This window comes from Allobosea sp., from assembly GCF_048595345.1.
Lineage (GTDB): Bacteria > Pseudomonadota > Alphaproteobacteria > Rhizobiales > Beijerinckiaceae > Allobosea.
In genome coordinates this window covers 1-7,871 of record NZ_JBMDWH010000105.1, presented here as the reverse complement: position 1 = coordinate 7,871, position 7,871 = coordinate 1, and the positions used below count along the sequence as shown (strand labels likewise).

8 protein-coding genes, 1 tRNA gene and 1 pseudogene are annotated in these 7,871 nt (G+C 65.2%); 6 read left to right on the top strand and 4 right to left on the bottom strand.

All coding sequences use genetic code 11. From position 1 onward, the window contains the following. Positions 1-123 precede the first annotated feature (123 nt). Positions 124-198, top strand: a tRNA-Thr gene (locus ACOJTB_RS10970). A gap of 326 nt (positions 199-524) precedes the next feature. On the opposite strand, the gene ACOJTB_RS10965 is transcribed toward ACOJTB_RS10970, so the two are convergent. From ACOJTB_RS10965 to ACOJTB_RS10955, 3 genes are all read right to left on the bottom strand, one after another. Beyond that, positions 525-716 (bottom strand): hypothetical protein, encoded by a 192-nt coding sequence (locus ACOJTB_RS10965; protein ID WP_420102557.1) that lies wholly within the window; start codon positions 714-716, stop codon positions 525-527. 1,154 nt (positions 717-1,870) lie between these two features. After that, on the bottom strand, positions 1,871-2,191 hold the full coding sequence (locus tag ACOJTB_RS10960) for an EthD domain-containing protein (protein WP_420102556.1): 321 nt from the start codon (positions 2,189-2,191) through the stop codon (positions 1,871-1,873). Continuing rightward, a complete protein-coding gene (locus tag ACOJTB_RS10955) occupies positions 2,188-2,916 on the bottom strand; it encodes a GntR family transcriptional regulator (RefSeq protein WP_420102555.1) in 729 nt (242 codons plus the stop codon). The genes ACOJTB_RS10960 and ACOJTB_RS10955 overlap by 4 nt, the downstream gene beginning before the upstream one ends. A gap of 85 nt (positions 2,917-3,001) precedes the next feature. On the opposite strand from ACOJTB_RS10955, the gene ACOJTB_RS10950 reads away from it, so the two are divergent. From ACOJTB_RS10950 to ACOJTB_RS10930, 5 genes are read left to right on the top strand one after another with little or no spacing between them, the layout of a single operon-like run. After that, positions 3,002-3,916: a fumarylacetoacetate hydrolase family protein gene (locus ACOJTB_RS10950; protein ID WP_420102554.1), complete on the top strand. Its 915-nt coding sequence runs from the start codon at positions 3,002-3,004 to the stop codon at positions 3,914-3,916. Position 3,917: 1 nt separating this feature from the next. After that, a complete protein-coding gene (locus ACOJTB_RS10945) occupies positions 3,918-4,640 on the top strand; it encodes an SDR family NAD(P)-dependent oxidoreductase (RefSeq protein WP_420102553.1) in 723 nt (240 codons plus the stop codon). Positions 4,641-4,683: 43 nt separating this feature from the next. Further along, the gene (dctP, locus tag ACOJTB_RS10940) at positions 4,684-5,670 is read left to right on the top strand and encodes a TRAP transporter substrate-binding protein DctP (protein WP_420102552.1); all 987 of its coding nucleotides are present in this window, start codon (positions 4,684-4,686) and stop codon (positions 5,668-5,670) included. A 7-nt stretch (positions 5,671-5,677) separates the two neighbouring features. Further along, positions 5,678-6,187, top strand: a complete 510-nt coding sequence (locus tag ACOJTB_RS10935) for a TRAP transporter small permease (protein ID WP_420102551.1) — start codon at positions 5,678-5,680, stop codon at positions 6,185-6,187. Positions 6,188-6,202: 15 nt separating this feature from the next. Next, positions 6,203-7,501 carry a TRAP transporter large permease gene (locus tag ACOJTB_RS10930; RefSeq protein WP_420102550.1) on the top strand — a complete coding sequence of 433 codons (1,299 nt, stop codon included), beginning with the start codon at positions 6,203-6,205 and terminating at the stop codon, positions 7,499-7,501. A 147-nt stretch (positions 7,502-7,648) separates the two neighbouring features. Here ACOJTB_RS10930 and ACOJTB_RS10925 read toward each other — a convergent pair. Next, a pseudogene (locus ACOJTB_RS10925) lies at positions 7,649-7,871 on the bottom strand (dihydrodipicolinate synthase family protein); the annotation flags it as partial.

Here is a 7,871-nt window from a genome sequence, read left to right as displayed (position 1 = left end):
TGTCCACAGGCCGCCGGAACGGGTTGCGTCCGCCCCGCGCATATGGCATCAGGGCGCCGCTTCGGAACGACGCCACGCCCGCACCCGCCTCACCGCGACCGCGACGCGCCGGCCACCGGACCTGCTGCGGTAGCTCAGTGGTAGAGCACTCCATTGGTAATGGAGAGGTCGAGAGTTCAATCCTCTCTCGCAGCACCAGCGAACCCCTTGAAGGGGTTTCGCTTTAGGCTCCGCCGCTGCCATAAAGATCAGATGCAGAACGTTGCCGGGAATTGCGCCTATTACGGCACGTTTTTGACACGCTGATTCGCGATGCGTTCTCCGCTCAGGTTTGGCCGACGCGCTTGCGCCGCTCGATCTGAGGCGGCTCGGCAGGGCAGAAGATTCGCGCCGTCTCAGCTGACCAGCTGCAGCTCGCGCATCGCCGGCGGCAGGTCACGAGGATCGGGGCGGCGGAGATCCATGCAGTAGCCGCCGCATTTCATCCCATAATTTTGCGGCTTGCGCGTCGGATCCCAGGCCGCTCATTTGCAGCCGTCGATGAAGTCGACCACCAAGCGCCGCATCGTGATGTAAGGACCATGCTTAGCTGCCAGGACCGCAAGGCGAGCGTCGCCCCCTCGCCGGCAGAAGTGGCAGCGCATCCGCACCACCACCCAAGGGAAATCGCGCAGCATCGTCTCGTCGGTCGGCGCGGGCGTGATCGGCGCATCCATGGATCATGTCCTCGGAATGAGAACAAGTTCAGAACACTTAAGGCTGGTGTCAAGCCGAGCGACTGCATCATTTGGAGTTTTGCTGTCCCGCCAGAACCTTATGTCAAAGTCTTGAGACCAGCGCCGCACCGATCCATGCCGAGCCGGCAGTCAACAGTGAAAAGCGGGGATTTCGGGGACTGCGGGGAGAATGGGATGTGGCAATCTTGCCGCTAAAATCGAAACTCAATGGATTTTCAGTTGCTTAGCCGAGATGAAAGAATGCGAGAAGCGTTTAAGTTGCAACGACTTAGATCGTATCCACAGCTTCTGAAGCTTGACCCACTATTCCATACTGACGCATCCTATGCGCGCCAAGTGAAGCAGCGGCGACCCTGTTTACTAAACGGGATCGTACCGGGGGAGATGGGCTGCCCCGGCTGAGGCACAGCCTGCCTGGCGCACAATGGAGGAACTCGCATGTGGCAGTTGCCTGTGCAGTTCGACATTGAACTGAAAAGGACCCGGAAGACGTTTTGCGTCCGCTTCCGAGTCCTTATTCTCATCGGGTGAAGAGCTCGGCCGGGACAGGGAGGCCCCCCTGCCCCGGCCATTGCATTTTGCAATGAGCATTGCGCTCTGTAAACGAGAAATCCTGCACGACAAAATTGCTGCGTTGAAATCGCATTCGCGTTGCATCGTGCACACAGCAGTGAGCTGGTTATGTTATTGCACGTTGCGCGCATCACCGTAGCTAAACGGCACACGTCGGCCAGAGCCTCATAGAAGCGAAGCTTGGCGCTCGGGAAGGACCTCGAGGCCCTTCGGGGTGATGACGCTGGGTGGTGTCGCCGGCATGGTGATGACCGTGCCGGCCGGCGCCTTCCCCATCGGTCCAAGGATTGTCACCGAGCATCTTTCGATGAGGATCCGGAGCTGCGGCAGCGGCGGCTCGTCATCCCCGGACCGGCGGATCGGCCGGCTGCTGCCTGATCAGGGATTGCTAGGGCGGAAATCGGACTATCGAGCCGAAGTGCCCAAAGCGCCAGTCTCGTCGGCGCGGAGCCGCCGACTGTCGATCCGGATAAGCAGCGCAAAAACTCGAGCGTCTGCTTGGTGGCAGAGGTTCAATGACCGCAACTGGCGCTTGGATCCCTCCCCCTGACAAGCCGAGCTTAATCGCTCTCCCGCAGGATCAGATGATAAACCCGGCCCTTGAACAGCGGCATGATCGTGCCGAGTTTGCGACGGACCTCCTGCCGAATATCGCTGGCGAGCGCGGCATGCATTGCTTCCAAGCCATCGAAATACAGGTCGAAGGTCAGATAGACCGGTGGCGCTCCCGCCTCCTGCTCGGCCTGCCAGCGCAGCTTGACGTCGCGGATGCCCGGATAGCGACGGATCGCGGGCAGCACGGTCTCGGCCATTTCTCGGTCGAAATGCACCTTGTCGGCTGCGGGAACCTCTCCTTCGAGCACGGCAGTGCGGATGATCATCGCGGCTCTTCCTTTCTTTCGGTGCCTTCGCGCAGCAGGCGCAGCACGCTGGTCTCGGTCGCGGCCAGATGCGCGTCCATCAGGCTGCAGGCCTTGTCGGCATCGCGGGCGAGGACCGAATCCATGATCGCGACATGCTCGCTGTTGACGTCGCGGACCTCGGCGCCGGCCTCGTGGCGGCGCAGCAGGCGTAGCTTGCGATAGCGCTCGGAATGGTCGGCCAGCACCGACCAGAAGCGCAACAGCCAGTCGGAGCCGCAGGCGCCGACCAACGCCAGGTGGAAGCGGCGGTGCTGCGCCTCCCAGAATGCGGCCGCCTCGCGATCCTCCGGCGAGGCCGGCAGCGGCGCGCGCGAGAGCATATGCATCGCCGCGACGATTTCGGCCTCCCAGGCCGCATCGCCCAGCGCGATCGCCTTGACGAGGCAGAGGCGCTCGATCTCCCGGCGCGTCGCCATCAGGTCGGCGAACTCATGTGGCGAAAGCTCACTGACGCGTGAGCCGCGATGCGTCGCGGCGGCGACGAACCCCTCCGAGGACAACCGCATCAGCGCCTCGCGGATCGGCGTCAGCCCGAGGCTGTAGCGGTCCTGCAGGTCGTTCGCGCGCAATCTCTCGCCCGGCATCAGATCGCCATGCAGGATTTCGCCGCGCAGCCGCAGATAGGCACGCTCGGCCTGAGACCGGCTTTCGGCGACAGCCTCAGCCTCGACACCCGCTTTCATCACACTTCCGGTTTTATGTTGACATAAGAATTTTATAAAATCACTTTGACCTTATAGCAAGGCGTTTGTCAGGGAAGGCAGGACGATGCGACCAGGTCGAAACGATTGGGCGCTGGCGACGGTCGAGGTGGATGGGGCCGCGCTCGCCTGCCTCGAAATCGGCGAGGAACTCTACCGGCTGGAGCCGGCTCTGGCCCGCGTCGGCTGGCCTGGCCAAAGCGATGTCGCGGCACTGTTTCGCGCCTGGGAGCGGGCCGAGCCGCTGCTCGCGGAGGCCGCCGCGAAGGTCGAACCCGGCGATCGCGTCACGCCGTCGCGGCGCCTCGCCCCCCTGCTCTATCCCGGCAAAATCCTCTGCGCTGGCGCCAATTATTTCGACCACCTCGCCGAGATGGGCATGCCCGGCGCGAAGAAGGAGGAGCAGCGGCTGTTCTTCTTCATGAAGCCGCCGCGCAACGCCGTGGTCGGCGAAGGCCCGACCGTGCGCATGCCGATCGGGACCGAGAAATTCGACTGGGAGATCGAGCTCGCGGTCGTGATCGGCAAGACGGCGCGGAATGTTTCGGTCGAGCGCGCACTGGAGCATGTCGCGGGCTATACGGTCGCGATCGACTTCTCCGCCCGCGACCACAACCGCGCACCGGAAACCTTCTACAAGCTCGACTGGGTGGCCGGTAAGGCGAACGACACCTGCTGCCCGCTCGGCCCGCGCTTCGTGCCGGCGTCGGCCATCGCGAACCCGCAGGATGTCGGGCTGAAGCTCTCCGTCAACGGTACCCTCAAGCAGGATGGCCGCTCGACCGATATGATCTTCTCGATCGCCGAGCAGATCGCGACGGCCTCGCGCATCATGACGCTCGATCCGGGCGACGTGCTGCTGACGGGAACGCCCGCGGGCGTCGGCGTGCCGAAGGGCACCTTCCTCGCCGTGGGCGACACGGTCGAGGCGACGATCGAGGGCATCGGCACCCTCAGTGTCGTCATCCAGGAAGCGGCCTGAGATGGCCGCGCCCGTCGCCTTCGTGACCGGCGGCGCGTCCGGCATCGGCCGAGCGACCGTCCTGCGGCTCGCTTGTGACGGGTTCCGGGTCATCGCCGCCGACCGTAGCGATGGCGAGTTGAAGACGCTGGCGCAGGAAGCGCCGGCCGGCAGCGTCGAGACCTGTGTGCTCGATGTCTGCGACCGGCCGGCAGTGGCGGCTGCGATCGCGGCGCCGGGGCGGCTCGACGCCCTGGTCTGCGTCGCGGGCATCTACCAGCCACGCGCCTTCGATGAGATCAGCGATGTGGATTTCCGCGAGATGCTCGACGTGAACCTCATCGGCGTCTTCATCGCCGCGCAGGAGGCCGCGCGCCGCATGACGGCCGGCGCGCGGATCGTCACGGTCTCCTCGCGCGCCGCGATCGGCGGCACGAATTTCGCACATTACGTCGCTTCGAAGGCCGGGGTGGTCGGGTTGACACGGGCGATGGCGATGGAGCTTCGGCCGCGCGAGATCGCGGTGAATTCGGTAGCGCCCGGCTTCACCGATACACCGATGACCCGGACTATGCCGCCCGACCAATATGCCAGGGCGCAGGAGCTGGAGCTGGGCGGAAGGGCAGCCGACCCGGCGGATATCGCCGGTGCGATCGCCTTCCTGGCCTCGCCCGCGACGCATTTCATCACCGGCCAGATCCTGTTCGTCGATGGCGGCAAGTCACTGGGCGGGCTGGGGCTATAGGCACGACACAGGCAGATCGAACGTCAGAAAAAGGGGAATGGCGATGACGACACGCCGCGACATGATCAAGGGCGCATTGGCCGGCGCCGTGCTTTGCTCGGCCGGGCAGGTTCTGGCGCAGGCTCCGGTTCAGATCCGGGTCTCGACGGCGGCGCCGCCGACCGATTTCCTCGCGAAGGCGCTCGACGCATTCAAGGCGGATGTCGATGCCGCCTCCGCCGGAATCGCCATGAGCGTGCACACGGCCTCGACCCTGTTCAAGCAGGGCACCGAGGTCCAGGCCCTGCAGCGCGGCAATCTCGAGATGAGCACGATGACCACCTTCGAGGTGGCGCAGCAGATGCCCGAGCTCGGCTTCTTCAATCGCGGCTATTTGTTCAAGGACCATGCCCATCTGCGCCGCGTGTTCGACGGGCGGCTCGGCGAGGAGTACCGCAAGGCCGTCGCCGAGAAGATGGGGATCGAGATTCTCGCGACGCATTACCTCGGCACGCGTCAGGTCTCGCTGCGCGCGAGGCGGGCGGTGAAAGGGCCGGCCGATCTCGCCGGGATCAAGCTGCGCATGCCGGCGGGGCCGGAATGGCTGCTGCTCGGCCGCACCCTGGGCGTGAGCCCTCTGCCGCTCGGCATGCCCGAGCTTTATCTCGCGCTCAAGACCGGCACCGTCGACGGGCAGGAGAACCCGCTCTCGATCTTCAACGCGGCCAAGCTCTACGAGGTCAGCGAGCAGGTTGTCCTGACCTCGCATATGCTCCAGCCGGTGTTCTTCGCCATCGCCAAACCCGCATGGGCGAAGCTGTCCGCCGCGCAGCAGACCCTGCTGCAGAGCGCCGCCCGCAAGGCGGCGAAGGCCGGCGACGACGGGCGCCTTGCCGACGAGGCCAGCATCATCGACGCACTCAAGCAGCGCGGCCTGAGCGTCGATGCGATCGACCTCGCGCCCTTCCGAGCCGCGGCCGACAAGGCCTATGTCGGCGATGCGGTGAAAGCCTGGGACATGGCCTGGCTCAAGCGCGTCGCCGAGGCGTGAGGCCGCCATGCACACGGCCCCCGCCGAGCCCGAGGATACGGGAACCTGGACTGCGCGGCTGCGCCGCTTCGCCGCCCTGATGCCTGCGCTGCTCTTCGCGCTGGTCTTCCTGATCTTCAACTATAAGATCGTCACGCGCTATCTGGAGCATGACGAAGCGGCCTGGGCCGACGAGGTTTCGGTGATCCTGTTCATCTGGATCATCTTCTGGGCCAACGCCTTCGTCGTGCGCGACCGCGAGCAGATCACTTTCGATCTCGCCTATCGCCCGCTTCCCGACCGCGGAAAACGGGTGATGGCGCTGGCCCGCCTCGTCATCGTCGGCGGCATCTTCGCCGCCGCGCTGCCGGGCTCGCTCGACTATATCGCCTTTCTCTGGCGCGAGCGGACGCCGGTGCTGAACCTCAGGCTCGACATCATCTATTCCTGCTTCGGCCTGTTCCTGGTCGCGGTGGTCGTGCGCTCCGCCTGGCTGGCGTGGCGGCTGCTCAGCCCGCGCTGGCGCCACTATCTCTGACGGAGACGACACCTCATGTCCGCAGGGCTTTGGATCCTTCTCGGCGTCTTCACGCTCGTCGCCGTGCTCGGTGCGCCGCTCGGCCTCTCGATGCTGGCCGCCGGCTTCGCGTACATGGTGGCGACGCATCAGGATGTCGGGCTCGTCGTCGATCAGACGATGAACGGGCTCTACAATTCCTACCTGCTGATCGCGGTGCCGCTGTTCATCTTCGTCGCTAATGTCATGCATGCGAGCGGCGTCATCGAGCGGCTGCTCGGCTTCGGCTCGGCGATGGTCGGCCACTTGCCGGGTGGCCTCGCGCAAGTGAACGTCGTTTCGAACCTCATCTTCTCGGGCATGAGCGGCTCGGCCGTCGCCGACGCGTCCGGCCCCGGCCTCGTCGTGGCGCGGATGATGACGCGGGAGGGTCGCTATCCGCGCGGATTCGCCGCCGCGACCTCGGTGGTCTCGGCGACGCTGGGGCCGCTGATGCCGACCTCGATCCCGATGATCTTCTACGCGCTGATCGCCAATGCCTCGGTCGGCGCGATGTTCTTGGGCGGTCTCGTGCCGGCGGCACTGATGGCGCTGGCGCTGATGAGCGTGATTGCGATCATCGCGCGCCGCCGCGGCTTTCCGCGCGAGCCCCGCGTGCCATGGTCGGCCATGCCGGCGATCTTTGGCCGGGCACTGGCGCCGCTGGCCCTGCCCGTCATCCTGCTCGGGCTGATCTATTCCGGCGTGACCACACCGACCGAGGCGGCGGCGATCGCGGCGAGCTATGCACTCGTCCTCGCCTTCGTCGTCTACCGCACGCTGAAGCCCGCGCAGCTTCTCGACGTGATGGGCGAGACGGTGAAGGCGACGGCGATGATCACGCTGATCATGAGCGGCGCCTTCGTCTTCAACTATGCGGTGGCCAACGAGGGCGTCCCGCATCTGATCCAGGCAACGCTCCTGTCCTGGAAGCTGACGCCGACGCAATTCCTGCTGATCGTTGACCTCCTGATGCTGTTCCTGGCCATCGTGCTCGACGAGGTGACGATCCTCCTGGTGATCGTGCCGCTGATCGTGCCCGTCGCGCAGGGGCTCGGCATCGATCTCGTCCATTTCGGCATCGTCGTGGTGCTGAACATGATGGTCGGGCTGACCCTGCCGCCACACGGGCTCCTGTTGTTTGTGATGGCGGGCCTCACCGGCACGCCGCTCTCGGAAATCTTCCGCGAGGTCCCACCCTTCATCGTCGCGATGCTTGGCATCGTGCTCGCGGTGACCTTTTTTCCCGACCTCGCTCTCTGGCTGCCGCTGATGGCGGGGATGGTGCATAATTGACGGTCGATAGGGCTTGCGCCAGCTCGACCTGCAACGCGACTTTGCATCATAGCTCGAATTATTCTTCGTCGGTGTCCGCTCGGGATTTGGGTCCGGATCTGGGCGATGCGCCAAAGACCGCTGTTGGCGCAAAGCGCCGGCCGCGCTTCAGATCCTCGCCCTCGGATCGGTCTTCGCCACCCGCGCGAGCAGGTAGTCGACCTCGGCCCTGGCGGCGGCGGTGATGGCGGAGCCCGGCTTGCGCTGGGCGTCGCTTGCCAGGATGCCGCGCTTCATCAGCGTGTATTTGCGCACGGCCAGGCCCACGCCGAGCTGCTGCTCGTAGCGCATCAGCGGCAGATGCGCGTCGAAGAGGTCATGCGCCGCGTCG